The 983-nt window shown below is 58.9% G+C and carries 2 protein-coding genes; one reads left to right on the top strand and one right to left on the bottom strand.

The window, feature by feature from the left end; translation table 11 throughout:
* Positions 1–220 (bottom strand): carbon starvation CstA family protein (locus tag HU767_RS28515; RefSeq protein WP_272972542.1); only part of this gene is annotated, 220 nt, incomplete at its 3' end.
* A gap of 158 nt (positions 221–378) precedes the next feature.
* Between HU767_RS28515 and HU767_RS28510 the strand changes: the two genes are divergently transcribed.
* Positions 379–735: a PilZ domain-containing protein gene (locus HU767_RS28510; RefSeq protein ID WP_186706514.1), complete on the top strand. Its 357-nt coding sequence runs from the start codon at positions 379–381 to the stop codon at positions 733–735.
* Positions 736–983 lie beyond the last annotated feature (248 nt).

Raw genomic sequence — 983 nt, 5'->3', positions numbered from 1 at the left:
CGGGGGTGGCCCGGCGCGCATCGAGTTGCATCACGTTGTTGGCGATGAAGAGGCTGTAGTAGCGGTAGGCGACCAGGTAGATGGCCACGGCTGCGACGACGATCCAGAGGGCGTTGATCGCCTCGCCTCGACGCAAGGCCACGACGCCCAGGGCGCTCGCGCCTATGACGGCCAGCAGTAGCCAGGGCAGATGGCGTAGCAGGCTATTATTGTTTTTCATTTTTATATTCCAGCCAGGGTGGACAAGAAAGACAGCCACTGGAGTTTAGCGCTAACCCGGGCAAAGGCCATACCCGACATTCGTCTGTCTGTTGCCGAACGGTGACGATGCGCTCCCAGTTCGGTCTATAGTCAGTGAATCTCCAGAGGGAATGCGTAATGAGCGAACGTCGCCGCTTCGTACGAGTTGAATTCCATGCCAGGACCGAACTGAGCCAGGGCCCGTTTATCTGGCCGGTGGAGTTATTGGATTTATCCCTCAAGGGGCTGCTGATCACAAAACCCGAACCCTGGCTTGGCGATCCCGACCAACCCTTCATGGCCGATATCCATTTGAGCCCTGACGCGGAGATCAAAATGGAAGTTCGGTTGGCCCATGATGACCATGGTCACCTGGGCTTCGTCTGCGAACATATCGACCTGGCTTCCATCGCACATTTACGCCGGTTGATAGAGCTGAACCTGGGCGACCCTAAGGAGCTGGAGCGGGAGTTCAAGGCTTTGATCCATATTTGAAAAGCCCCGCCGCAGCCCCCGTGTGCACAGCCCCCGCCCTGTGCACGATCCCCCGTGGCGAGGGAGCTTGCTCCCGCTGGGGTGCGCAGCAGCCCCTCAAATATGCATTGCGATGTGTCAGGTTGGTGGAGTCGCTGCTTTTGGGGCTGCTACGCAGCCCAGCGGGAGCAAGCTCCCTCGCCACGGAGGCCTGCATCCGCCTCGACATTATTCGAACAACGCATCCAACGCCTGTTCCAGGCGTGTCA

The organism is Pseudomonas sp. SWRI179, assembly GCF_014268705.1.
In the GTDB taxonomy this organism is placed as follows: Bacteria; Pseudomonadota; Gammaproteobacteria; order Pseudomonadales; family Pseudomonadaceae; genus Aquipseudomonas; species Aquipseudomonas zanjanensis.
This window is presented reverse-complemented; position numbering and strand designations above follow the sequence as displayed.